We start from the raw sequence: 22,498 nt of genomic DNA, 5'->3' as shown, positions 1-22,498 counted from the left end.
GCGGCAGGCTCAGTACAGGCTCGGTTCGCCGGGCGGTCGCGTCTTGAAGCGCTTGTGCACCCAGTAGTACTGCTCGGGCATCAGCGGAATCTGCTCCTCGAGGAACGCGTTCATCCGCCGCGCGTCGAGATCGTCGTCGCCGGTCGGGTAGTGATCCCACGGCTTGAATACCTTCAGACGGTAGCCCTTGTAGTTCGGCAACACCTCGCCGATGAACGGCACGACCTGCGCACGGCCCGTCTTCGCGAGCCGGCCGACGGCCGTCAGCGTGCACGCCGGCACGCCGAAGAACGGGACGAACGTCGAGTTGCGCAGCCCGTAGTCCATGTCGGCGCCGAGCATCACCGGCTTGCGGTCGCGCAGCCAGCGCAGCACGACGCGCGCGCTGTCCGCGCGGCCGACCATCTCGGCGTCGAAGCGCCCGCGCGCCTTCTTCGCCTCCTCCTCGAGCACCGCGTTCGAGAACGGCTGGTACAGCGATCCGCAGCGGCGGTGCAGCGACCGGTTCAGCCAGATCGAACCGGCTTCGATGCCGACGAAGTGCAGGCCGAGGAACAGCGTCGGCGGCAGGTCCGGATCGGTGAGATCGACCGCGCTGTCGACCTGGATCAGCTTCGCGAGCTTCTTCTCCGAGCCGAACCACTGCACGCTGCGCTCGACGTAGCTGCGGATCGCATGGCGGAAATGCCGGCCCGCCACGTCCTCGCGCCGCTCGTCGCTCCAGTCGGGGAAGCAGAGTTTCAGATTCGTATGTACGATGCGCTTTCGCCGGCTGGGGATCTGATACAGCAGCCAGCCGAGGCCATCGCCGAACCGTGCGGTCAGACCGTACGGCAGTAGCGCGAGCAGCTTCAGCAAGCCGATGGCGAGGTGCGTGCCGAGGCGGCCTAGCATGCGGAATCTCCGTGGGGCCGGCTGGCCGGCACGTTGCGAACAGGGTGGTAAGACAGCGGAAGATGCAGCACGGGCGGCGCTCTGTGACAATTCAGGAAAGCCGCTATAATACGGGCTTCGCCGAGTTAACTGACAACTTGCGGGGCGAAGCCGGCTGGCGCGACACACGCTGCCCGGTCCTGGTAATCCGCTAAAGCGTCGCCGCTTCAGGCCCAACGAAGCTGGCTACGTGAAACCAACCGTAACCACACAGGAGCCTGAAAAAGTGGCAAACGATTATCTCTTCACGTCCGAATCCGTCTCCGAAGGCCATCCGGACAAGGTCGCGGACCAAATCTCGGACGCGATTCTCGACGCCATCCTCGAGCAGGACAAATACTCCCGCGTCGCGGCGGAAACGCTGTGCAACACGGGTCTCGTCGTGCTGGCCGGTGAAATCACCACGACGGCCAACATCGATTACATCCAGATCGCGCGCGATACGATCAAGCGCATCGGCTACGACAACACCGACTACGGCATCGACTACAAGGGTTGCGCGGTGCTCGTCGCGTACGACAAGCAATCGCCGGACATCGCGCAGGGCGTCGATCGTGCACACGACGACAACCTCGATCAAGGCGCGGGCGACCAGGGCCTGATGTTCGGCTATGCGTGCGACGAAACGCCGGAACTGATGCCGCTGCCGATCTATCTGTCGCACCGCCTCGTCGAGCGCCAGGCCAGCCTGCGCCGCGACGGTCGCCTGCAATGGCTGCGTCCGGACGCGAAGTCGCAGGTCACCGTCCGCTACGTCGACGGCAAGCCCGATTCGATCGACACCGTCGTGCTGTCCACGCAGCACGCACCGGACATCGAGCTGCCCGCGCTGCGCGAAGCGGTGATCGAGGAAATCATCAAGCCGACGCTGCCGGCCGAACTGATCAAGGGCGACATCAAGTTCCTCGTGAACCCGACCGGCCGGTTCGTGATCGGCGGCCCGCAGGGCGATTGCGGGCTGACGGGCCGCAAGATCATCGTCGACACCTACGGCGGCGCCGCACCGCACGGCGGCGGCGCGTTCTCGGGCAAGGATCCGTCGAAGGTCGACCGTTCGGCCGCGTATGCGGGCCGCTACGTCGCGAAGAACATCGTCGCCGCGGGCCTCGCGTCGCGCGCGCTGATCCAGGTGTCGTACGCGATCGGCGTGGCCGAGCCGACCTCGGTGATGGTCAACACGTTCGGCACGGGCCGCGTGTCGGATGCGGTGATCACGAAGCTCGTGCGCGAGCATTTCGACCTGCGTCCGAAGGGCATCATCAAGATGCTCGACCTGCTGCGCCCGATCTACGAGAAGACCGCGGCTTACGGTCACTTCGGCCGCGAAGAGCCGGAGTTCTCGTGGGAAGCGACCGACAAGGCGCTCGCGCTGGCCGAAGCGGCCGGCGTGGAGCCGACCGCACGCGTCGCGTGAACGTCGTTCGCCTGAAATGAAAAACCCCGGCCAAGCCGGGGTTTTTTTATGGGTTCGATCGCCGAAGCAGTGGCGGCCGATCGGGGCGGACGACACCCGCCGGGTACATTCTCAGCGCGCGCCGAACCCGAACCAGCCGTTGCTGGCCGCGAGGCGACGCGGGCGGTTGATGCGGCGCTGCGGGCCGAGCTTGCGGCGCAGCGCGAGCGCGCGCAGCGACGACGGCTTCTGCAGCAGCGAGCGCAGGCCGGCGCGGCGCGCGAACGCCTGCGTGCTCATCATCGAGAAAAACGCGTGAAACCACGCACGGATGCCGTCCAGCCGGCTGTGCGGGTGCGTACGTTCGGCCAGCGCCTGCGTGCGTGCGCGGTGGTGGCGCAGCGGGCGGGCGGGAGCGGACGGCACGACGCGCTTCGCGGCGCGGTTGAAACGGGAAGTCAGACGGAATGGCATGTGAACGATGCTTCGCTTGTATGGATGGCGCCCTGCAAAGCGCACTGGTATGAACGGCCTCGGAGGACGCAACGGATCTTACCGAAACCCGTTGCGCGCCGCGCCCGCCAGAATTGACAGGCCGCGTCAGGCTACAGGGGATTCGTGACGGGCAAAAGTCGCGATAAACCCTTGTGCCGCAACGCGTGTGCCGCATACCGCCTGTCGCTCAGGCAGGTGCCGCGCCGCACAGTTCCCTTGCGCTGGATCAAATCCGCGATTGGCATGCCCCTGCGCACGACAATGGCGCTGTTCGCGGTATCCGGCGCCGATTTACAATCGTCACATTCACACAATAAACGTCTGGCATCCCATGTCGTCTCCATTGCAGTCGGAATCGATCCGCGCGCAAGTCGCGGAATTGCGCGAGCGCGGCTTCGTCGTCGCGCGCGGCCTCGTCGGCGAAGCGCAGTGCGCGACGCTCAGGCAGATCGCGGAGCGCCAGTTGCGGGAGGCCGCCGAGCCGATCGAATTCGAGGCCGACCTGCGCTACCCGGGCGCGCCCGAATCGAAGCATGCGCCGGGCGGGCATACGGTGCGGCGCCTGCTCGATGCGTACGCGCGCGATCCGGCATTCGCCGAGCGTGCGATCGCGCCCGAAATCGGCGCGTGGATGCGCGAGTATTTCGGTGAGCAACCCGTGCTGTCGCGCGCGCATCACAACTGCATGATGACGAAGCACCCGGCGTACGGCAGCCTGACCGGCTGGCATCGCGATTTCCGCTACTGGGCGTTCGAGCGCCCGGACATGGTGTCGGTGTGGCTCGCGCTCGGGCCGGAAACCAACGAGAACGGCGCGTTGTGGCTGGTGCCCGGCTCGCATACGGCCGAATTCGGGCCGGAAGCGTTCGATGACGCGAAGTTCTTCCGCGGCGATCTGCCGGAAAATCGCAGGATGATCGACGCGGCCACGTGCCCGTCGCTGCAGACGGGCGACGTCGTGTTCTTCCACTGCAACACGCTGCATTCGGCCGGGCAGAACCGTTCCGACCAGGTGAAGTTCTCGCTCGTGTACACGTACCACGGTGCAAGCAACCGGCCGGTGCCCGGCACGCGCTCGGAGTCGAAGCCGGAAGTGCAGTTCTAGGCGCGGATCTGGCGGCCGGTGAAGCCGCCGCGGCCACGCGATGCGGCGCATCGCGGGCGGATGAAACGACGGGCGGCCTGGCCGCCCGTTTCGTTTGGCGCGGCCCCCGCGCGTGACGCGAGCCGCGGATGCGTCGCGATCAGCGCTTGCCGCCCGGCATCGCGAGGCCGATCAGGCCGATGAACGACGCGACGGCGCCGCCGACGATCAGCAGGATCGTCTTCGTCGCGGGCGAGCCGGTGAAGAAGCGCGACACGTTGTCGTTGATCGAATGGAACGACTGGCCGCCGAAATACAGCAGCACGATGCCGCCGACGAGCAGTGCAACCGAGATGACCCGGGACATACCAACCTCGCTGAAACGGTGATTCGAGACGCCGCAGTGTAGGCGAGCGCCGCGGTCGCGTCCATCGCCGTGCCGCCGTGCGCGATTCGGCCGCTTTCGCTACCATAGTCGTCGTATGACTCCTTCGCCGCCGTCGCGCCATCGGCGCGGCCGGCGCGCGTCCCTTCCCCCGATGTCCTGACGGAACAGACTCATGGCCTACGAAGCAGCTTCCGAACGTTATGCCGACATGCAATACCGTACCTGCGGCAAATCCGGGCTCAAACTGCCCGCCCTGTCGCTCGGCCTGTGGCACAACTTCGGCGATTCGACGCCGATCTCGACGCAGCGCGAGATCCTGCGCACCGCGTTCGATCTCGGCATCAACCATTTCGACCTCGCGAACAACTACGGGCCGCCGTACGGCAGCGCCGAAACCAACTTCGGCCGGCTGCTGAAGGAGGATTTCCGGCCGTATCGCGACGAGCTGCTGATCTCGACGAAGGCCGGCTGGGACATGTGGCCGGGCCCGTACGGCAGCGGTGGCGGCTCGCGCAAGTACGTGCTCGCGAGCCTCGATCAGAGCCTGCAGCGGATGGGGCTCGACTACGTCGACATCTTCTATTCGCACCGTTTCGACGCGCATACGCCGCTCGAGGAAACGGCGGGCGCGCTGGCCTCGGCCGTGCAGCAGGGCAAGGCGCTCTACATCGGCATCTCGTCGTACTCGGCCGCGAAGACGCGCGAGATGGCCGACCTGCTCGCGCAGTACAAGGTGCCGCTGCTGATTCACCAGCCGTCGTACAACCTGCTGAACCGCTGGATCGAGCGCGACCTGCTCGGCACGCTCGACGACGTCGGCGCGGGCAGCATCGCGTTCACGCCGCTCGCGCAGGGCTTGCTCACGTCGAAGTACCTGAACGGCGTGCCGGCCGACGCGCGCGTGAACAAGCCGGGTGGCGGCTCGCTGAAGCAGGAGCACCTGAGCGCGGACAACCTCGAGCATGTACGCAAGCTCAACGCGATCGCCGAACGGCGCGGGCAGAGCCTCGCGCAGATGGCGCTGGCGTGGGTGCTGCGTGACGGCCGCGTGACGTCCGCGCTGATCGGCGCGAGCCGGGCGGAGCAGGTGCGCGAGAACGTCGGCGCGTTGAAGAACCTCGAATTCTCCGCAGAGGAGCTCGCGGAGATCGATCGCTACGCGACGGAAGGCGGCATCAATCTGTGGGAAAAGCCGTCCACCGATCAGGCGATCTGACCGGAAGTCGATACGGCATGCGAAACATCGCGCGCCGTATCGTCGACGCGCAGGCAGTGCGTCACGTCGCTGCCGTGCAGCGAGGTGTGTCGCGCACGGCGGTGGCGCTAGATCAGCGCGGGCAGGCCTTCAACGAGCAATACCGCGACGCCGACGCCGAGAATGACGCCGAGTACGCGCAGCAGGTTGTGACGGAACTGGGTGGCGCACGGCACCGCGCCGAGAAATAGCGCTCCGGCCAGCGCCATCGGAATCAACAGGATGAAGTCGCCGATCGTGAAGTAGGTCGTCATGCGTGTCTCCAGTGTCGGCCGAGGTGAGCGCTTCAGTGCGTGCCTGGGCGGCTCCATCCCCGCGGGATATCGGCCGAGCCGGCACGCGTGCGCTCACCCCGGCCCCATGCCGGGTGTTTCTAGTTGGTCCGGCCCGTTACGAGCAGGCCGGTCCATTCGAGTATAGGCAACCGGCGGCGTTTTTCGCTATCCGAACCATTAAAAATCAGCGGAAAGCCCCGGGAATCCCGCATTTTCCGTGCGAACAAGACGATCGCCTTGCACGCATCTTTCCCGTTCCTTTCGATTTTCGCGGAATCGTCGTATGTGTCCGATACGGGCCGCCGCACCCGCGGGCGCGGCGGCCGGCCCGCTCACGCGCGGTCGGATTGCGGGCGGCCGGCCGGCGCGCGGAACACGAGCGCGAGCCCGGCGATGATCGCGCCCATGCCGGCGAGCGCGAGCGGCTCGGGCCGGTTGCCGAGCCACGCGGCATCCATCAGCGTGGTGACGACCGGCACGAGATAGAACAGGCTCGTCACGTTCACGAGATCGCCGCGCTGCATCAATCGGTAGAACAGCAGTTGCGCGATCACCGAAATCACGATGCCGAGCCACAGCAGCGGCACGACGAACGCCCAGTTCAGCTCGAACGACACCGGCCGGAACGGCACGATCGCGACGCACAGCGCGAGGCCGATCGCGTTCTGCATCGGCAGCACGTCGGCGGGCGCCGCGCGCACGCGCTTTTGCAGCAACGAGCCGACGGTCAGCGCGACGAGCGCCGTGAGCGCGCACGCGATGCCGGCCGCCGACAGGCCGCCCGTCCCGCCGCTCACGCCGCGACCGACGACGAGCGCGAGGCCCGCGAGCGACAGCGCGAGCCCCGCGATGCGCGCCGGCTGCCAGCGCCGCTCGACGATCGCGAGCGTGAGGATCGGCTGCACGCCGAGGATCGTCGCGAGCACGCCGGGCGCGATGCCGCGCTCGAGCGCGAGCAGATAGAAGATCGAATAGCCGCCCATCATCAGCAATCCGGTCAGCGCGGCCATGCGCCGCTCGCCGCGCGGCGGCAGCCAGCGTTTGCGCATGAAGGCCAGCACGAGCAGCACGAATGAGGCGAGCGCGAAACGGGCAGTGAGAAAGGCGAACGCGGAGGCGTGCCGCAAACCGAGTTCAGCGAAGATCGCGCCGCTGCTCCACAGCAGTACGAAGAGCGACGTCGCGCCATGCGCGGCAAGCGCGCGTTTGAACGAAACCATGTGAATCCACCTGTCGAACGGATCGAAACGTTCCATCCGCGCGCGGCAACGTGCCGTGCGTCATGACGCACGCACGTGCAGACAACGGGGCGAACGGAAGACGAAGAAGCCGGCGAGTCAGCCGGCGCGTGCCGCCGGCGGGGGCGGCGCGGCGCAGACGCGCGGCGGTGCGACAGGAGGAGGAAGGACCGACGGATGCACGCACGCCCGCGGCCGCGAGTCGAACTGCGGCCGGGATGTTGCGCGGGCGGACGTGAGCGGATGCATCGTGTCGGAATGCGATTGAACGCGAATGAAAGCCAAAGGTACCGCAAGGCAGCCGTCGAACGCAACTGCTGTCGGCGGCGGCGCATCGCGGGTGGGGCGATGCAAGACGGCGCCGGCTCGCTGGCCGATGCGCATGCAAGCTTTCGACGACCGGAAGAAGGCGATCGGCAAGCGACGCGCGCGAGGTGATGTCAGCGCCGATCGCGGGCGTGTTCCGACGATCCCGCGCGGCGCAAGCGAAACGGGACGCGCGTTGCGTCGATCGCGCGTGCGCGGCGGCGCCGGACGGTTTCGGTAGGCAGCCGCATTCGACAGGGTATGATGGGGGTAACCGGGCGGGCAAGTGCGTGCCCGGCGCAGTGGTTGATTGGAGACATTCGACGAATTCGCGGCACTTCGCCCGCTTCTTCTTCTTTTCGCGCTTCGATAAACCGTGAACAATGGGATCACGCGCAACGCTCCGCCGAGAGCGGCGCGGATCGTGCATTTGCCGGCTCGCCAGCGGGCCGGGTTTCAAGATTCAAGAGTGGGGAACCATCATGCATATCGGGTCGATCGTCTGCACTACCCATATCGCGGTGCCGAAGGGCGCGCGCGGCATCGTCCAGCGCATCCTGGGCGACATGGCCATGGTGACCTGGTACGCGGGCGTGCCGGGTGAGTCGAAAGAACTCAACACCGAGCCGTTCTTTCTCGAGGACCTGATCGACACCGGCGAATCCGTCTTGCCGGCCGGCGCGGCGCTTCACTAAGGACGCTCGTACCGGACGCTCGTCTTTCGGTCCGGCTAGCGGCACAATGCGGGGCATGACCGACACCACTTCCGCTCCCGCTTCTCCCGCCAGCCCGCCGTTCGCCGGCCTCACGCCCGAGTGCGTGCTCGACGCGCTCGACAGCGTGCTGATGCCGGCCGGCCTGCGCACCGACGGGCGCCTGCTCGCCCTCAACAGCTACGAAAACCGGGTCTACCAGGTCGGTATCGAAGACGGCCCGCCGGTCGTCGCGAAGTTCTATCGCCCGGCGCGCTGGTCGGACGACGCGATCCTCGAAGAGCATGCGTTCGTCGCCGAACTCGCCGCGCGCGAGATTCCGGCGGTGCCCGCGCGAGCCTTCGACGGCCGCACGCTGCACGCGTTCGACGGCTTCCGCTTCTCGATCTTCGAGCGGCGCGGCGGCCGCGCACCCGATCTCGACCGCAGCGACACGCTCGAATGGCTCGGCCGCTTCATCGGCCGCATTCATGCGGTCGGCGCGACGCAGCCGTATGCCGCGCGTCCCGTGCTCGACATCGGTACGTTCGGCTACGAGCCGCGCGACTACCTGCTCGCGCACGATTTCATTCCGGATGACGTAAGGCCGGCGTACGAGACCGCGGTCGCACTCGCGCTCGAAGGCGTCGAGGCCGCGTTCGAGCGCGCGGGCGAGATCCGCCTGCTGCGCACGCACGGCGACTGTCATCCGAGCAACGTGCTGTGGACCGATGCCGGCCCGCATTTCGTCGACTTCGACGACAGCCGGATGGCGCCGGCCGTCCAGGATCTGTGGCTGCTGCTGCCGGGCGATCGCGAAGGCGCGTCGCGCGCGCTGGCGGACCTGCTCGCCGGCTACGAGGATTTCTGCGAATTCGAGCCGCGCGAGCTGCATCTGGTCGAAGCGCTGCGGACGCTGCGGCTGATCCACTACGCGGCGTGGCTCGCGCGGCGCTGGGACGACCCGGCGTTTCCGGCCGCGTTCCCGTGGTTCAACACGCATCGTTACTGGGAAGCGCGCGTGCTCGAATTGCGCGAGCAGATCGGCGCGATGCAGGAAGGGCCGCTCTGGCCCGTGTGATGGACGACGGCTGCGTGCGCGGCATCCCATGCCGTGCGGCAAGGGCCGCGGCGCGACGCGCGCGGCCCGTCTACCTCAGAACTTCAGCATCAGCTTGATCAGCGCGGCGAAGCGCTTGCCGTACGGCGGCGCGAGCAGGTTGCGCGCGTTCAGCCGCGCCTGCGTGAGCACGGGCTTCATCTTCGAGAACGTCACGAAGCCGTCGTAGCCGTGATACGCGCCCATGCCGCTCGCGCCGACGCCGCCGAACGGCAAACTGCCGCACGCGATGTGCATCAGCGTTTCGTTGACCGTTACGCCGCCGGAGATCGTTTCGTGCATCACGCGGTCGACCGTGCCGCCATCCTCGTCGAACAGGTACAGCGCGAGCGGACGCGGGCGCGCATTGACGTATGCGATCGCTTCGTCGAGCCGTTCGTACGGCACGAGCGGCAGCAGCGGCCCGAAGATTTCCTCCTGCATCAGTTGCGACGCGGCCGGCACCCGCGTGAGCGCGCACGGCACGAAGCGGCGCGACACGGGATCGGACTGCGCGTCGGACAGCGGATGCAACTGCGCGCCGCCCGCCTGCGCGTCGTTCGCGAGTTGCTGCAGACGCGCGTAGTGGCGCGGCGACACGATCGTCGTGTAGTCGCCGTTGGCCGACAGGTCCGGATACAGCTTCGCGAAGCGGGTTCGCGCGCGTTCGATGAACGCGCCTTCCATCCCGCGCGGCAGCAGCACGTAGTCGGGCGCGATGCAGGTCTGGCCGGCGTTCAGCGTCTTGCCGGCGACGATCGCGTCGACGGCCGCGTCGAAGCGCGCATTCGGGCCGATGATCGCCGGCGACTTGCCGCCGAGCTCGAGCGTGACGGGCGTGAGGTTGTCGGCGGCCGCGCGCATCACGTGGCGGCCGACCTGCGTGGAGCCGGTGAACAGCAGATGGTCGAACGGCAGCGCGCTGAATGCGGCGCCGACCTCCGCGTCGCCGTTGACGACCGCGACGTGGTCGCGCGTGAAGGTCTTGCCGATGAGCTGCTCGAACAGCGCCGACGTGCGCGGCGTCAGTTCGGACATCTTGATGATCGCGCGGTTGCCGGCGGCGAGCGCGCAGATCAGCGGGCCGGCCGCGAGCAGCACCGGGTAGTTCCACGGCACGACGATGCCGACCACGCCGAGCGGCTGCGGCACGACCTTCGCGCGCGCCGGGCGCAGCCATTTGTTCATCGGCTTGCGGATCGGCTTCATCCAGCGCTTGCCGTGCTTCAGCGCGTCGTCGATCTCTTCCTTCGCCATCCAGATTTCCGACAGCAGCACTTCCTGCTTCGCGCGATGGCCGAAATCGGCGCTGATCGCGTCGGCGAGCGCATCCGCATGGTCGATCAGCATCGTGCGCAGCGCGCGCAGGTGCTGCGCACGCGTGTCCCACGCCGGGTACGGTGCGCGCAGGTACGCCGCGCGCTGGTCGTGCAGCAGCGACGTCAGCGCATCGACCGACGGGCGTGCTTGCGGAGCCAGTTCGGGCAGGTCGTTCTTCATGTCGTCTCCTCCAGTTGGGCCGGGCTGGTCGGCCGGCCGTCACGCCGCACGCTCGGCGAGCGCGGCGACGCGGATCGGGTGATGCGGGTCGCGCGGCACGGGGCCGGATGCGACGGGTGCTCGAAAACCGGTTGATGCATGCGGCCGGCGTCGTATCCGCGCGACGGTGTCCGTGTCCGAAAGTCGTGCCGCACGGCACGCGCGCACGGCCCGATGCGGTGACGCGCGGGCACGCGACGCCGTCTTGCGAGCGTATGCCGGTGCACCGCGGCAGCGTCGCGCGACGGGGCCGTGACGGCGTGTCGCCGCGCATCGTGCGACGGCGCCGAGACACCGTCCAAACGGTCGGCGACGACACGCGCCGTTCGATTTCGACCGAGGACGCGCATCACGCCGCGCAGCGTCGCGCGGGCCGCCGTTTGAAATGAAATGCGGGCCGCGCGCTTGACCTCTGGATCACCCGGTCGGCACGCGGCCTGCAGGATCTGGCGCTGCATCGTCATTCCTCCCGTTTCGCGACGAATCGGCTTCTCGTGGCCGGTGCATCGCGCGAAGCGCATCGACACATCTTAAATTTAGTTCACGCGGGCGTTTAGAGGAATCGCTCTTGAATCGGCGCGCCGCGCACGGGACGGCCATTCCTACAATGCGCCGAGGGTCTGTTTGCAGATGGAACACGCATGCGTTGCCACGAGAACGGCCGCTCGCGGCGTCGCGCGCCTCGCGAGCGGCCGTTCTCGTGGCAACTCCAAATTAAAAAAATCATGTCACGGGAATGCCCGAAATCGCCCGTCCCCCAAGGGGACTTCCTTCGGGGCGTATGGCGGCGTCGCTCGGCGCTCCTTGCCCTACGAGCGATTTCGGGCATTCGCATGCGTGTTCCATCTGCAAACAGACCCTCCAAAGAGGAGACACGGTCGCGCGGCAGTGCCGGGCGCCCTCCATGACACGACGGAGACGTGACATGCAATACGACTACATCATCGTGGGCGGTGGTTCGGGCGGAGCGAGCCTTGCCGGCCGTCTCGCCGACGCCTGCCCCGATGCGACGATCGCGCTGATCGAGGCCGGCTCGCATACGGAGCGCAACCTGCTCGTCAACATGCCGGTCGGCATCGCGGCGCTGGTGCCGTTCAAGCTCGGCACGAACTACGGCTACGAGACGGTGCCGCAGCCGGGCCTCGGCGGGCGGCGCGGTTACCAGCCGCGCGGGCGCGGGATGGGCGGCTCGAGCGCGATCAACGCGATGATCTATACGCGCGGCCACCCGGGCGACTACGACGAGTGGGCGCAACTGGGCGCGACGGGCTGGGGCTGGCAGGACGTGCTGCCGTATTTCCGCCGCGCGGAAGGCAACGAGCGCGGCGCGGATGCATGGCACGGCGCGGACGGCCCGCTCACGGTGTCCGATCTGCGCTTTCGCAATCCGTTCTCCGAACGATTCATCCAGGCCGCGCATGCGGCCGGCTATCCGCTGAACGACGACTTCAACGGCGCGACGCAGGAAGGCGTCGGCTTCTATCAGGTCACGCACCGCGACGGCGCGCGCTGCAGCGTGGCGCGCGCGTATATCTACGGCCGCAACCGGCCGAACCTGCACGTGATCACCGATGCGACGGTGCTGCGCGTCGGGTTCGACGGCAAGCGCGCGGTCGGCGTCGTCGTGTCGCGCAACGGGCGGGTCGAGACGCTCGGCGCGCGCGCGGAAGTGATCCTGTCGGCCGGCGCGTTCAATTCGCCGCAACTGCTGATGTGTTCGGGGATCGGCCCGGCCGAGCAGTTGCGCCGGCACGGGATCGCGGTCGTGCACGATGCGCCGGACGTCGGCGCAAACCTGATCGACCACATCGACTTCATCATTAACACGCGCGTGAATTCGTCGGAGCTGGTCGGCGTGTGCCTGCGCGGCATCGCGAAGATGACGCCGGCGCTCGTGCGCTATTTCTCGCGCCGCACGGGGATGATGACGAGCAACGTCGCGGAGGCCGGCGGCTTCATCAAGAGCGACCCGTCGCTCGAGCGTCCCGACCTGCAACTGCATTTCTGCACGGCGCTCGTCGACGATCACAACCGCAAGATGCACTGGGGCTTCGGCTATTCGCTGCACGTGTGCGCACTGCGGCCGTTCAGCCGCGGCACGGTCGCGCTCGCGAGCGGCGATGCGCGCGATGCGCCGCTGATCGATCCGCGCTTCTTCAGCGATTCACGCGACCTCGACCTGCTGGTGCGCGGCACGCAGGCGATGCGCCGCATCCTGTCGCAGGCGCCGCTGGCGTCGCAGGGCGGGCGCGAGCTGTACACGCGGCCGGACCAGAGCGAAGCGGAGCTGCGCGCGACGATCGTCGCGCATGCGGACACGATCTATCACCCGGTCGGCACCTGCCGGATGGGCTCGGATGCGCGCGCGGTCGTCGATCCGCAACTGCGTGTGCGCGGCGTCGACGGATTGCGCGTGGTGGATGCGTCGGTGATGCCGACGCTGGTCGGCGGGAACACGAATGCGCCGTCGGTGATGATCGGCGAACGCGCGGCGGACTTCATCGCCGCGGCGCGCAAGGGCGGCGTGCCGCGCGGCGAGGCGGCCGCGGCGGTGCACGGTCGCTAGACGCGGCGCGCGCACGGCAGCGACCATGCTCAGGCAAACGTATCGACGAGGCCGGCGCGGCTCACGGGTGCGGCGACCGGTGCGGATCGCGCGGCGTCGACGGGTGCATCGACGGCTGACGGTCCGCTGTTCCCGCGTCGCGACGGCTGGCCGCCGGCGAAGGTCTGCTGCGGGTTTTGCTGCTGTTGCTGCGACGCGAGGCCGCCGTCGCTGACGGTCGCGCTGCCGAGCCCGAGCCCGCCCGCTTCCATCGCCTCGCGCAGCTTCGGCAGCGCGGCTTCGACCGCGTCGCGCACCTGCGCGTGCTGCGACACGAACAGCGCGTGCGCGTGATTGTCCGCGACGCGCAGTACGACCTGCAGCGGCCCGAGATCGGGCGGGTTGAGCGTCAGCTCGGCGCTCTGCTGGTGCGCATTCGACAGGAACACGACCTTCTGGCTCAGCGCATCCGTCCAGTCGGCCGTGCCGACGTGCGGCGCGAGCGCGTGCGCGTTGGCGGCGGCGATCGCACCGGCGGCCGGCGACAGTTGCAGGTTCGCCTGCGCGGCGGCGGTGGCCGCCGCGCCTGCCGCGAGCGTCGCGCTGGCGGCCGGGTCGGTTGCGTTGCCGGCTGCCGCGAGCGCGTGCTGTGCGCCGGATTGCGCGTTCGCGTCGGCCTGCAGCGTCTGCGGCGTGACCTGGGCCGGCGCCTGCTGGGTGGCGAGCGCGCCTTTCGCGTCGGCGAGCGTACGGTCGAAGGTCGGCACTTTCGGCGTGAGCGGCGCGGCGGCGTTCGACGTGGTCGCGGCCGGCGCCGTCGGCGTGGCGGCGGCGCTCGTGCCGGTCGCAGGCATCGCAATCGCGTTCGCACCACCCGTCAGCTTGGCGAGCGCCGCTTGCAGCGCGTCGCGGCTCGATGCCGGGTCGGTTGGCAGGGCGGCTGCGTCCTGGGTCGCATGGTCGGCGAGCGTGGCCGCGGCGTCCGGCTGCCCCGGCACGGCCGTCTTTTGCGCGGCGGCAGCGCCAGCCGCCGCGGCGGCGGTCGTCGCGTCGGCCGGCGTCGCGGTGTCCGGACGCGCCTGCAGTTGCGCCTGCACGGCCGCGGCAGCCGCGAGCGCGGCTGCATCGGGGTTGGCGGTGGCGGTGGCGTTCGCGGCCGTGGCGTCGGTTGCGTCGTCGTCGTCCGTGCCGGACGGCTTCGCACCGGCGGCCGGCTTCGACGCAGCCTGTTTGGCCGGCACGTCCGGCGTACCGGTGCTGGCCGTGTCGCCGCGCGTGGTGACGCTTTGCTTCAGCGTCTGCGCGAACGGCACGGCGCTCGCGGCAGCCGGCGCATCGTTGGCAGTGGCGGACGCGCCCGGGCCGCGGGTGGCCTTGAGTGCGGCGCCGGCGGTGTCGAGCAGCGCGCCGAGCAGGGGCAGGGGAGGCATGACGGTTCTCTCGTTCGAAGGCGGTGGTCGGTTACGACGAGCGGGCCGCGTCGGCCCGCATGCGCAGGATCTTCGCGGCATGTTCGTCGGCGTCGCGCTGTTCGCGCCGGGCGTCGCGCTTCGCCTCCTGCGCGACGCCGCGCGCCTGCAGGATTTCATACGAGCCGACGGTCCGTTTCTTCTGCTGCCAGTTCGGGCGCGCCTCGTCGATGCGGACGTCGGCCGCGGCGAGCACGGTGCGCTGCTGCGCGATCGCCGCATCGAGCGTGTCGATGAACGCCTGGAAATTGCGCCAGTTGCCGGCCGGCATCCCGCTCTGCGCGGATTGCGCGAAGCGCGCGTGATATTCGTCGCGGTAGCGCAGCAGCGCGTCGAGCTGTTCGGCCGCCGCGGTGCGGTCGCGCTGCGCGGTGCCGAGCTGCTTCGCGGCCGAGTCGAGGTCTTCCTGCGCACGGTCGAGCAGCAACTGAAGGGGAAAGCCGTGGGCCATCGGGATCAGCCTCCGTAAGCGTCGAACAGCGCATCGAGCGCGGTGAGGCTCGATGCGAACGGCGCGCATTCGCGAAAGCCCTGCTGCAGGAAGGCCTCGATGCGCGGGTAAAGCGCGATCGCGCGGTCGAGCTGCGCGTCGCGGCCGGGTGCGTAGGCGCCGACCGCGATCAGGTCGCGATTGCGCTGGTAGCGCGACAGCATCTGCTTGAACTGCCGCACGTGATCGAGATGCGTTTCGTCGATCAGCGCGGTCATCGCGCGGCTGATCGACGCCTCGATGTCGATCGCGGGATAGTGGCCGGCCTCGGCGAGCGCGCGCGACAGCACGATGTGGCCGTCGAGGATCGCGCGCGCCGAATCGGCGATCGGGTCCTGCTGGTCGTCGCCTTCGGTCAGCACCGTGTAGAACGCGGTGATCGAGCCGCCGCCTTCGGGCCCGTTGCCGGTGCGCTCGACGAGCGCGGGCAGCTTCGCGAACACCGACGGCGGATAGCCCTTCGTCGCGGGCGGCTCGCCGATCGCCAGCGCGATCTCGCGCTGCGCCATCGCATAGCGCGTCAGCGAATCCATCAGCAGCAGCACGTGCTTGCCCTGGTCGCGGAAGTACTCGGCGAGCGACGTCGCGTACGCGGCGCCCTGCATCCGCAGCAGCGGCGACACGTCGGCCGGCGCGGCGACGACGACCGAGCGCGCGAGCCCGTCCTCGCCGAGGATCTGTTCGATGAATTCCTTCACTTCGCGGCCGCGTTCGCCGATCAGCCCGATCACGATCACTTCCGCGCTCGTGTAGCGCGCCATCGTGCCGAGCAGCACCGACTTGCCGACGCCGGAGCCGGCGAACAGGCCCATCCGCTGGCCGCGGCCGACGGTGAGCAGCGCGTTGATCGCGCGCACGCCGACGTCGAGCACATGGTGGATCGGCTCGCGATCGAGCGGGTTGATCGACGGCGCCGACAGCGGCGCATCGACTTTCGACGCGAGCGGGCCGAGGCCGTCGAGCGGGCGGCCCGATGCGTCGACGACGCGCCCGAGCATTTCCCAGCCGACCGGCAGCCGCTTCGCGCCCGCGAGCGGATCGGCGACGGGCGCGGCCTCGAGCGGCCACACGCGCGCGCCGGGCAGCACGCCGGCGACGTCGGTGGTCGGCATCAGGAACAGGCGGTCGCCGGCGAAGCCGACGACTTCGGCTTGCGCGTGCGGCAGCGTGCTGCCGGGCGGCAGTTCGATCGTGCATTCGGCGCCGACCGACAGGCGCAGCCCGATCGCCTCGAGCACGAGGCCGGCCGCGCGCGTGAGGCGGCCGCACGGCCGCAGCGGCAGCGCGCGGTGGCTGCGCGCGGCGAGCCCGTTCAGGTGCGTGCGCCAGTGCGCGAGGTGCGGATTGTGCGGCGCGCGCGGGGCGGCGCCGGCGGCCTCGGATGCCGCGTGCGGCGAGGCGTCGAATGCGGGATCGTGCGAGGCAGCCGGCCCGAACGACGCGAGCGCGAGCTCGCGTTCGAGCGGCGTCATGCCGTCGTGCGCGAGCGCGTCGGGCGAGCGCGTCACCACGTGCTCACCTTGCCGATCGCGGCGGCGACGCGCTGCCAGCGTGTGGGCAGCGTCGCGTCGACCTCGCCGGTCGCGGCGTGCGCGCGGCAGCCGCCGCGCTCGATCGACGCGTCGGTGCGCACGTTCCAGCCGAGCGTGTCGAGGTCGTCCTGCAGATACGCCTCGACGACGGGCAGGTCGGCCGGATTCACCGCGAGATGCGGCGCGCCGGCGAGCGCCGGTTCGGCCGCGAGCACGTCGCGCACGGCGGCGACCAGCGCGGCCGGGTCGTGCTTCACGTGCTGGCGCACGACCTGCTGCGCGATGTCGAGGGCGAGCTGCGCGAGGTCGGACGCGAGATCGTGTTCGACGGCCGAGACGGCTTCGCGAAACGACGCGGCGAGCGCCGCCAGTTGCGCGGCCTGTTCGCGCGCTTCGGCCTGGCCGGCCTCGAAACCCTGTTCGCGGCCCTGTTCGAAACCGGCCTGGTAGCCGCGCGCCTGGCCTTCGACGTGGCCGGCCGCATGGCCTTCGGCGTGCGCGGCGTCGCGCACGCGCTGCAACTCCTCGGCGAGCGCGGCCGCAGCGGCCGCCGCGTCGTCGGGCGGCGGCGGGGGCGGCGGCGGGTCGAACGACGCCATTTCCCACCGCTGGTACGCGGTAAGGGTGCCCACGCGATCGCTCGCCGAATCAGACATAGGCGTCTTCCGCCTTGCCGCCGATCGCGATCGCGCCGCTCTCGGCGAGGTTGCGCACGATCTGCAGGATGCGGCGCTGCTGCGTCTCGACGTCGGACACGCGTACCGGGCCGCGCGCGTCGAGATCCTCGGCGAGCAGTTCGGCCGCGCGCTGCGACATGTTCGCGAGGAACTTCTGGCGCAGCGCGGGCGGCGCGCCCTTGAGCGCGATGATCAGCGTTTCCGACTCGACTTCCTTGAGGATCATCTGGATCGCGCGATCCTCGAGGTCGAGCAGGTTCTCGAACACGAACATCTGGTCGATGATCTTCTGCGCGAGATCGGCGTCGTACTGGCGCACGCTTTCGAGCACGCCTTCCTCGTGCACGCTCGTCATGAAGTTCAGGATCTCGGCCGCGGTGCGGATGCCGCCCATCGGGCTGCGCTTCAGGTTGTCGCTGCCGGACAGCAGGCCGGTGAGCACGTCGTCGAGCTCGCGCAGCGCGGCCGGCTGGATGCCGTCGAGCGTCGCGATCCGCAGCAGCACGTCGTTACGCAGCCGTTCGGTGAAGCACGACGCGATTTCCGACGCCTGGTCGCGGTCGAGGTGCACGAGGATCGTCGCGATGATCTGCGGATGCTCGTTCTTGATCAGTTCGGCCACTGCGGCCGAATCCATCCATTTGAGGCCCTCGATGCCGCTCGTGTCGCTGCCCTGCAGGATGCGGTCGATCAGCACGCCGGCCTTGTCCTCGCCGAGCGCCTTCGTCAGCACCGAGCGGATGTACTCGTTCGAATCGAGCGACAGCGCGGTGTGCTGCTCGGCTTCCTTCACGAACTCCTGCAACACGTCCTCGACCTGCTCGCGCGTGACGTTCTTCAGCGCGGCCATCGCCACGCCGATCTTCTGAACCTCGCGCGGCGCGAGGAACTTGAATACCTGCGCGGCCTCTTCCTCGCCGATCGACATCAGCAGCAGCGCGCTCTTGGTCAAGCCTTCAGCGTTCATCGGACACCCAGTTCTTCACGACGGTGGCGACGATCTTCGGATCCTGGCGGGCGATCGTGCGCGCGTAGTCGAGGTTGCGTTCGTAGCGGTTCTTCTCGTTTTCGAAGCCGAGCAGCAGCGGATCGGCTTCCTCCGCCGCCTTCTCCGGCGCGGGCAGGCCGTCGAGCGCGACCGTGTCCTCCGGCGCCGCGAGCGCCGGCGCGGCCGGCTCGGGCGGCGGGAACGCGCGGCGCATCGCCGGGCGCACGAACATGAAGTAGAGCGCCGCCGCGGCCGCCGCGATGCCGAGCCACTTCGCGGCTTCCTTCGCCATCGCGATCACGTCGGGCTGGCGCCACCACGGCAGGTCGGCGTACGGGTCGCTCACGGTCGAGAACGCGCTGTTCACGACGTTCACCGAGTCGCCGCGCTTCGCGTCGTAACCCATCGCGTCCTTCACGAGCTGTTCGACCTGCGCGAGCTTCGCCGGCGGCAGCGGCTGCATCGTCACGTGGCCCTTCGCGTCGGCCACCGGCTGGTAGTTGACGACGACCGCCACCGACAGCCGCTTCACGCTGCCCATCGGCTGTTCGGTATGGCGGATCGTCTTGTCGAGCTCGTAGTTGGTCGTCTGGTCCTTGCGGTCGCTGACCGGCGTGGTCTGCGGCGCGTTCTGGCCGTTGCCGGCGACGATCGGCGCGGAGGCCGGCTGCGGCGGCGTGTTCGACAGCGCGCCCGGCACGCCCGACGCGCCGCCCTGCGCGAGTTCGGTCGCGCTGCTGGTCTGCTGGCTGCGGATCGCGGCCTGCTGCGGCGTGCCGTTCGGGCCGTAGCTTTCCGAGGTCTGCTCGATCTTCGAGAAATCGAGATCCGCGCTGACCTGCGAGCGCGCGTTGCCGGCGCCGAAGATCGGCGCGAGGATCGCGTCGATGCGCTTCTGCGTGTTGTGCTCGACCTGCTGCACGTACTTGAGCTGGCTCGCGTCGAGGCCGGAAGCGGATGCGGTCTGGGTCAGCAGGTTGCCGTCCTGGTCGACGATCGTCACGTTCTTGGCCGGCATGTCGGGCACGCCGGACGACACCATCCGCGTGATCGCCTGCACCTGGCCCTCGTCGAGCACGCGGCCCGGGTAGAGGTCGACGAACACCGACGCGCTCGGCGCTTCCTTGTCGCGCACGAACACCGACGGCTTCGGAATCGCGAGATGCACGCGCGCGCCGCGCACGGCATTGATCGATTCGATGGTGCGCTGCAGCTCGCCTTCGAGCGCGCGCTGGTAGTTGATCTGCTCGGCGAACTGGCTGATGCCGAATTTCTGGTTGTCCATCAGCTCGAAGCCGACCGAGCCGCCCTTGGGCAGCCCCATCGCGGCGAGCTTCAGGCGCGTCTCGTGCACCTGGCTCGACGGCACGAGGATCGCGCCGCCGGCATCGGCGAACTTGTAGGGAACGTTTGCCTGCTGGAGCGCGGCGATGATCGCGCCGCCGTCGCGGTCCGACAGGTTGCTGTACAGCACGCGGTAGTCGGGCGCCCGGCTCCATAGCACGAGCGCGGTGATCGCGGCGATCGCGAACGCGACGGCGATCACGAACGGCAGCTTCGGGTTGCCCTTCATCCGCGAGATGCCGGGAATGCGTTCCGCGAAGCCGCCAAGCCCGAAGTCCGCGCCTGCGCCTGCGCCGCCCGCGCCCGGCAACGCGGCGGCCGCGGCGGCGCCGGGCACCGGGCTGAGGCCCGCGCGGGCGTCTGGGTTGATCAGCGAGTTGGCCTGCGAATCCATGCGTCGAGTTTCTCCGGAGCGGGACGACTGAGCTCGCTCGGACGAGCGGGCGGACAATGACACGATGCGATTATCGGGACCCGCGGCGCACTCCGATCGACCGAAAAGAGCGGGGTTTCCCCCGTACTTTCGCGGCTTTGACGCGCACCGCGCTGCTATCCTTTGTCGCGATCCGGCATGGTGCGCGTGGTGCGGCGCCAGCGGGTCGCCCGGTGCGTCCGGGTCTCTTCTCTATGTCTGGGGACAGCATGACTGCGAACGTCAGCGGAATCGGTTCGGTGTTGCAACAGATGCAGTCGATGGCCGCGCAGGCGTCCGGCGGCGTCGCGAGCCCGACGGCGGCGCTGGCCGGCGCGGGCGCGGCGACGGCCGGCACGTTCGCGAGCGCGATGAAGGCATCGCTCGACAAGATCAGCGGCGACCAGCAGCACGCGCTCGGCGAGGCGAAGGCGTTCGAGGTCGGCGCGCCGAACATCTCGCTGAACGACGTGATGGTCGACATGCAGAAGGCCAATATCGGCTTCCAGTTCGGGCTCCAGGTCCGCAACAAGTTGGTGAGCGCTTACAACGACATCATGCAGATGGCGGTGTGACGGCCATCAGGGGACGGCCGTCCGGCGACGGCTCGGGGCTTGCCGGGTGAGGCGGGCGGCCGGCATCGCTTGCCCGACGGCAGCCTCCGCGCACCTAAAGCTTTTCAAATCCCTTCCGATAACTCCGGTGAAGGCCGTCCCGTGCAACGCACGGCCGCGGCTCCTGACTAGCCAACGCAAATAACAAGGAGAAGCGCATGTTTTCCCCAGGACACGCTGGAGCCAATGCGTACGCGCGTGTCGGCGTCGAGACGGGGGTGATGGGCGCCTCCCCGCACCGGCTGATCGCGATGCTGTACCAGGGCGCACGGCAGGCGATCGCACTGGCGCGCATGCATTTGCAGCAGGACAACGTGTCCGGGCGCGGCGAGGCGATCGGCAAGGCGATCCGGATCGTCGAGAGCGGCCTGCAGGCGTCGCTGAACCGCGACGCGGGCGGCCAGATCGCCGACCGGCTCGATGCGCTGTATGCGTATATCGGCCGGCGCCTGCTCGAAGCGAACACGCAGGCGAGCGACGCGATGCTGGTCGAGGTCGACCGCCTGCTCGCGACGCTCGAGGAAGCATGGACGGGCATCGCCCCGGAAGTCGCGCGGATGGCCGCGCAACAGGTAGCGGAAGCATCACGATGAATCACAAGGCCGAATACTTCGCGCGTTACGAGGCGCTCGCCGCCGTGTCGGGCCGGATGCTGTGCGCCGCGCGCGACGCCGACTGGAGCGCGTTGCCGGAGTTGCAGGCCGAATTCATGCAACTCGTCGACGGGTTGAAGGAGGCCGATCCGGGCGTCGCGCTCGACGAGTCGGATCTCGGCCGCAAGCTCGACCTGATCCGTCGCATCCTGGCCGACGACGCCGCGATCCGCGATCTCGCGAGTCCCGACGTCGCGCGGCTGTCCGCGCTGTTCGAGGCGCGGCGCTCGACCCAGGTATTGACCGATCTGTACCGCGCGCGCGGGTAGGGCCGTGGTCCGGAGGCGGGTGCGGGGCGCCCGGGCCCGGCGCCGCACGCGGCGCGTGCCGGTCCCGCGGGCGGCACCGGCGTGCCGCGCCCCGATTCGCAACGATGTGGCTGATATAGGCAGGCTTCGATCATGACCGGTATCGACTCCGTTGCGGCCGCGCTGCTGGCGAGCCGCCTCGACAGCCTGCTGACCGGCACCGTAGCGGCGCCGGCGGGCGGCGGCGCGGCCTCGCAGGTCGGCACGCCCGGCGCCGGCGCGTCGTCCCCGCCGCCGGCCGGCAGCCCGAGCGCCGCGCCGCCGGCTTCCACGCAGACCGCGCTGTCCGACGTCGGGCGCGTGCTCGACGCGATCTCGCGCTCGGGCGGCGACGCGACGCCGGCGATCGTCGGCCGGCTGCCGCTGCTCGCCGATCCCGCCGTGCTGCTCACCGAGACGCCCGTGCCGGCGCGCGCGCCGGCTGCGTCCGGTCCCGCTGCGTCTTCCACGCCGGCTTCCGCTGAAGCGTCGTCCACGGCAGCGGCGCGCGATGCGGCCGCGCCGCCGCCGGTCGCGGCGTTGCGGGCGGCGTTGGCGCAGGCCGTGAGCGAAAGCGGCCTCTTCTACGAATCCCATCTCGCGCAATGGCTGGCCGGCCAGCGGCCGCTCGCGGCACTGATGCGCGAGCCGCAGGCGCGCCTCGCGACCGCGCCCGCGCCGGCCGACCCGGAAGCCGTCCCGCGCGAGCCGACCGACGTGCTCGACGAATTGCTCGCACCGCGCCCGCCGCTGCCCGCCGCCGCGCGGGCCACCGCGCAACCGCCGGCCC

22 protein-coding genes and 1 pseudogene are annotated in these 22,498 nt (G+C 69.3%); 10 read left to right on the top strand and 13 right to left on the bottom strand.

The annotated features are described in order from the left end of the window. Positions 1 to 9: 9 nt before the first annotated feature. Positions 10 to 894, bottom strand: coding sequence for a lauroyl acyltransferase LpxL (gene lpxL, locus QZM15_RS31680; RefSeq protein WP_059583990.1), 885 nt, complete (start codon positions 892 to 894; stop codon positions 10 to 12). Positions 895 to 1,159: 265 nt separating this feature from the next. On the opposite strand from lpxL, the gene metK reads away from it, so the two are divergent. Further along, complete coding sequence (gene metK, locus QZM15_RS31675; protein WP_011546455.1) at positions 1,160 to 2,347, top strand: methionine adenosyltransferase; 1,188 nt, start codon at positions 1,160 to 1,162, stop codon at positions 2,345 to 2,347. 111 nt (positions 2,348 to 2,458) lie between these two features. Here metK and QZM15_RS31670 read toward each other — a convergent pair whose 3' ends face one another. Beyond that, positions 2,459 to 2,800, bottom strand: coding sequence for a hypothetical protein (locus QZM15_RS31670; protein ID WP_059583988.1), 342 nt, complete (start codon positions 2,798 to 2,800; stop codon positions 2,459 to 2,461). Between the two features lie 352 nt (positions 2,801 to 3,152). Here QZM15_RS31670 and QZM15_RS31665 point away from each other — a divergent pair, with 352 nt between their 5' ends. Then, positions 3,153 to 3,926 carry a phytanoyl-CoA dioxygenase family protein gene (locus QZM15_RS31665; RefSeq protein ID WP_302107883.1) on the top strand — a complete coding sequence of 258 codons (774 nt, stop codon included), beginning with the start codon at positions 3,153 to 3,155 and terminating at the stop codon, positions 3,924 to 3,926. 139 nt (positions 3,927 to 4,065) lie between these two features. Here QZM15_RS31665 and QZM15_RS31660 read toward each other — a convergent pair whose 3' ends face one another. Beyond that, entirely contained in the window at positions 4,066 to 4,272 is a 207-nt protein-coding gene (locus QZM15_RS31660; protein ID WP_059583985.1) for a DUF3185 family protein, read from the bottom strand. Between the two features lie 193 nt (positions 4,273 to 4,465). On the opposite strand from QZM15_RS31660, the gene mgrA reads away from it, so the two are divergent. Continuing rightward, the gene (gene mgrA / locus QZM15_RS31655; protein WP_060312242.1) at positions 4,466 to 5,509 is read left to right on the top strand and encodes an L-glyceraldehyde 3-phosphate reductase; all 1,044 of its coding nucleotides are present in this window, start codon (positions 4,466 to 4,468) and stop codon (positions 5,507 to 5,509) included. A gap of 107 nt (positions 5,510 to 5,616) precedes the next feature. Here mgrA and QZM15_RS31650 read toward each other — a convergent pair whose 3' ends face one another. Both QZM15_RS31650 and QZM15_RS31645 read right to left on the bottom strand, forming a co-directional pair. Next, positions 5,617 to 5,802, bottom strand: a complete 186-nt coding sequence (locus QZM15_RS31650; protein ID WP_006482800.1) for a hypothetical protein — start codon at positions 5,800 to 5,802, stop codon at positions 5,617 to 5,619. Between the two features lie 353 nt (positions 5,803 to 6,155). Then, positions 6,156 to 7,043 carry a DMT family transporter gene (locus QZM15_RS31645; protein ID WP_060966957.1) on the bottom strand — a complete coding sequence of 296 codons (888 nt, stop codon included), beginning with the start codon at positions 7,041 to 7,043 and terminating at the stop codon, positions 6,156 to 6,158. Between the two features lie 806 nt (positions 7,044 to 7,849). Here QZM15_RS31645 and QZM15_RS31640 point away from each other — a divergent pair. Together QZM15_RS31640 and QZM15_RS31635 are read left to right on the top strand one after the other, a co-directional pair. Then, positions 7,850 to 8,062 (top strand): hypothetical protein, encoded by a 213-nt coding sequence (locus tag QZM15_RS31640; RefSeq protein WP_006477514.1) that lies wholly within the window; start codon positions 7,850 to 7,852, stop codon positions 8,060 to 8,062. 46 nt (positions 8,063 to 8,108) lie between these two features. Next, entirely contained in the window at positions 8,109 to 9,140 is a 1,032-nt protein-coding gene (locus QZM15_RS31635) for a serine/threonine protein kinase (protein WP_124658838.1), read from the top strand. Between the two features lie 75 nt (positions 9,141 to 9,215). On the opposite strand, the gene QZM15_RS31630 is transcribed toward QZM15_RS31635, so the two are convergent. Both QZM15_RS31630 and QZM15_RS31625 read right to left on the bottom strand, forming a co-directional pair. Further along, positions 9,216 to 10,658 carry a coniferyl aldehyde dehydrogenase gene (locus QZM15_RS31630; RefSeq protein WP_302107882.1) on the bottom strand — a complete coding sequence of 481 codons (1,443 nt, stop codon included), beginning with the start codon at positions 10,656 to 10,658 and terminating at the stop codon, positions 9,216 to 9,218. Then, on the bottom strand, positions 10,655 to 11,155 hold the full coding sequence (locus QZM15_RS31625) for a hypothetical protein (protein WP_302107881.1): 501 nt from the start codon (positions 11,153 to 11,155) through the stop codon (positions 10,655 to 10,657). The genes QZM15_RS31630 and QZM15_RS31625 overlap by 4 nt, the downstream gene beginning before the upstream one ends. Before the next feature lie 467 nt (positions 11,156 to 11,622). Here QZM15_RS31625 and QZM15_RS31620 point away from each other — a divergent pair, with 467 nt between their 5' ends. Beyond that, positions 11,623 to 13,263, top strand: a complete 1,641-nt coding sequence (locus tag QZM15_RS31620) for a GMC family oxidoreductase (protein ID WP_226234223.1) — start codon at positions 11,623 to 11,625, stop codon at positions 13,261 to 13,263. Positions 13,264 to 13,292: 29 nt separating this feature from the next. On the opposite strand, the gene QZM15_RS31615 is transcribed toward QZM15_RS31620, so the two are convergent. Genes QZM15_RS31615 through fliF form a run of 6 tightly spaced genes read right to left on the bottom strand, consistent with a single transcriptional unit; the run spans position 13,293 to position 20,136 of the window. Further along, positions 13,293 to 14,672: a flagellar hook-length control protein FliK gene (locus QZM15_RS31615; protein WP_302107880.1), complete on the bottom strand. Its 1,380-nt coding sequence runs from the start codon at positions 14,670 to 14,672 to the stop codon at positions 13,293 to 13,295. 31 nt (positions 14,673 to 14,703) lie between these two features. Next, entirely contained in the window at positions 14,704 to 15,162 is a 459-nt protein-coding gene (fliJ, locus tag QZM15_RS31610; RefSeq protein ID WP_059583972.1) for a flagellar export protein FliJ, read from the bottom strand. Positions 15,163 to 15,167: 5 nt separating this feature from the next. Next, entirely contained in the window at positions 15,168 to 16,712 is a 1,545-nt protein-coding gene (fliI, locus tag QZM15_RS31605) for a flagellar protein export ATPase FliI (RefSeq protein WP_302107879.1), read from the bottom strand. Next, the gene (fliH, locus tag QZM15_RS31600; protein ID WP_059583968.1) at positions 16,706 to 17,389 is read right to left on the bottom strand and encodes a flagellar assembly protein FliH; all 684 of its coding nucleotides are present in this window, start codon (positions 17,387 to 17,389) and stop codon (positions 16,706 to 16,708) included. The genes fliI and fliH overlap by 7 nt, the downstream gene beginning before the upstream one ends. Next, positions 17,382 to 18,377, bottom strand: a complete 996-nt coding sequence (fliG, locus tag QZM15_RS31595; RefSeq protein WP_050014223.1) for a flagellar motor switch protein FliG — start codon at positions 18,375 to 18,377, stop codon at positions 17,382 to 17,384. Before fliG ends, fliH begins: the two co-directional genes overlap by 8 nt. Beyond that, positions 18,367 to 20,136: a flagellar basal-body MS-ring/collar protein FliF gene (gene fliF / locus QZM15_RS31590; RefSeq protein ID WP_059583966.1), complete on the bottom strand. Its 1,770-nt coding sequence runs from the start codon at positions 20,134 to 20,136 to the stop codon at positions 18,367 to 18,369. Before fliF ends, fliG begins: the two co-directional genes overlap by 11 nt. 248 nt (positions 20,137 to 20,384) lie before the next feature. On the opposite strand from fliF, the gene fliE reads away from it, so the two are divergent. The 4 genes and pseudogenes from fliE to QZM15_RS31570 form a co-directional block, all read left to right on the top strand. Then, positions 20,385 to 20,729 carry a flagellar hook-basal body complex protein FliE gene (fliE, locus tag QZM15_RS31585; protein ID WP_059583964.1) on the top strand — a complete coding sequence of 115 codons (345 nt, stop codon included), beginning with the start codon at positions 20,385 to 20,387 and terminating at the stop codon, positions 20,727 to 20,729. Positions 20,730 to 20,926: 197 nt separating this feature from the next. Further along, entirely contained in the window at positions 20,927 to 21,361 is a 435-nt protein-coding gene (gene fliS / locus QZM15_RS31580; RefSeq protein ID WP_059583963.1) for a flagellar export chaperone FliS, read from the top strand. Continuing rightward, positions 21,358 to 21,690 (top strand): flagellar protein FliT, encoded by a 333-nt coding sequence (locus tag QZM15_RS31575; protein WP_059583960.1) that lies wholly within the window; start codon positions 21,358 to 21,360, stop codon positions 21,688 to 21,690. The genes fliS and QZM15_RS31575 overlap by 4 nt, the downstream gene beginning before the upstream one ends. A gap of 132 nt (positions 21,691 to 21,822) precedes the next feature. Further along, positions 21,823 to 22,498 (top strand): annotated as a pseudogene (locus QZM15_RS31570) (flagellar hook-length control protein FliK); the annotation flags it as partial.

Source organism: Burkholderia sp. AU44665, from assembly GCF_030504405.1.
In the GTDB taxonomy this organism is placed as follows: domain Bacteria; phylum Pseudomonadota; class Gammaproteobacteria; order Burkholderiales; family Burkholderiaceae; genus Burkholderia; species Burkholderia semiarida.
This window is presented reverse-complemented; position numbering and strand designations above follow the sequence as displayed.